The organism is Cupriavidus sp. WGlv3, from assembly GCF_023952475.1.
GTDB lineage: Bacteria > Pseudomonadota > Gammaproteobacteria > Burkholderiales > Burkholderiaceae > Cupriavidus > Cupriavidus phytorum.
This window is the reverse complement of sequence record NZ_JALHRX010000085.1, coordinates 1-1,648: the sequence shown is the minus strand read 5'-3', so window position 1 is coordinate 1,648 and position 1,648 is coordinate 1. Positions and strand designations below refer to the sequence as shown.

Here is a 1,648-nt window from a genome sequence, read left to right as displayed (position 1 = left end):
TTTTTTTGTTTCTGGTGAGAGACCTCGATCTTCAGGAGACGCTCATGCACCAGAACGCCGAGATTTCCGCCGCCATCGCGGCAACGCTGGACCTGCGCCGTCCGCAGTACAAGGACATGCCGCACGCCTGGCGCGCACTTTGTGAGGCGGCTCATGTCGCCAGTCTTTCGGAAACCGCGCGAGCGGATTTCCTCAATCGCGTAACGACCCAGCGCGGGGCCGACACAGCCCTGCGCCTTCGGGAGCATGCTGTGTCCATCCGGGCGCAGGTCGTTCAGTTCCTTCAGAAAAGGAGAATGGACGAATGCATGCACCCATCACCTACAGCGAGCCCGGCGGACGCCGAAGCCTGCTAGAAGAGCGGCCCATGCGGCCGCCGATCATCGGCAAGATCCGGCCCGGCATCAAGGTCCTGACCAAGGCCGCGCGCGAGAAGCCCGAAGCCGTGCGGATCCACGATGCCGGCCTGGCTCGAGGCGAGAGCTTCGAGCGTATTGCGGCCGAGATCACCCGGGCGACCGGCATCAAGATGCCGATGGTGCCGAAGAACGTTCCGTGGTTCACCTGCCGTGCCTCTGACTTCGCCAACCCGGCGCTGGCCGAGGACATCGTGCGGCGCTACGGCGAGGACCGCAACGACGGCAATGGACATCGCCTCTGGCGCTTTCCCGTGGTGTTCGCGTTCGACGACTGGCTGAGCAACATGCCCAACCAGCTCGTGGCATGGACGCACAGCGGTCGACAGTACTTCTCCGAGTATGGCTCCGACGGTAGGCGCTACTGCAAGATGTACGCGCCACCTGTGCGTGACGCCCGCGCCAACCGCGCCAAGCGCATGTGGGGCGGCCGCACCATCATCCTGCGTCAGGACGAGGATGTCCCTGATGGCATTTGTGACCCGCAGGAATGCCCGCAGTACCAGGGCGGACATTGCAACCTCTCGGCCAGTTTCTATTTCGCCGTGCCGTGCGCAACGGGCCTTGGTCTCATCGAAATGCCCACGACCTCGATTTACGTCCTGCAAAAGGCTCACGCCGCCATGCAGACTGTTGCGATGGCCCGTGGCAGGCTGGTGGGCGTCAAGTTCTGGATGTCCAAGCAGGAAGTCGAGATCAGCCGTATCGATGACGGCGGCAAGCCGGTGCGCCAGATGCAATGGCTCATCACGCTTGACGCAGAAATCGACATTGCCGCGCTGCTGGACGGTTCCGACCGCCCGGTGCCTGCTCTGGAACTGGCCAATCAGGCCGCCTACGCCTTGGAAGGGGACCAGAGTGTTGGTGCAGATGTTGCCGACCTCGCCCACGACCCGGACACTGGCGACGGAAATACCCTGCCTGTGCACAGCGCAGGTGCGGAGCCACCGCACGAGGACGACGATCTCGAGAGCCAGTACCGAGACCTCGTTGCCCGCCTGGCGTTGGACAGCGATGAAGGGGCAACGCAGCTCAAGGCTTTTGCTGCGGCCACCTTCGGGCGCGGCTGGTCCAAGCGTCCGCAGGACGTGCGGCAGTTCGTGATAGAGCTGCGTACGGCGCTGGTCAATCCGCTCGCGTTCCGTGAACAGGTGGCCGCCATCGCCGCGGACGTCCTTCCGTAACCTGCCAGCCTCGTGCCGGCGTTCGCAGGGAAGCCCATTGGGCTTCCC

The 1,648-nt window shown here is 64.0% G+C and carries 2 protein-coding genes; both read left to right on the top strand.

The features are described 5' to 3' along the window. Positions 1-356, top strand: a 356-nt coding sequence (locus MKD38_RS30520) for a DUF7696 family protein (RefSeq protein WP_240650386.1), incomplete at its 5' end; no start/stop codon positions are given. Next, positions 305-1,600, top strand: coding sequence for a recombination directionality factor (locus MKD38_RS30515; protein WP_018003801.1), 1,296 nt, complete (start codon positions 305-307; stop codon positions 1,598-1,600). The genes MKD38_RS30520 and MKD38_RS30515, both read left to right, overlap by 52 nt. The last annotated feature ends 48 nt before the right edge of the window (positions 1,601-1,648 follow it).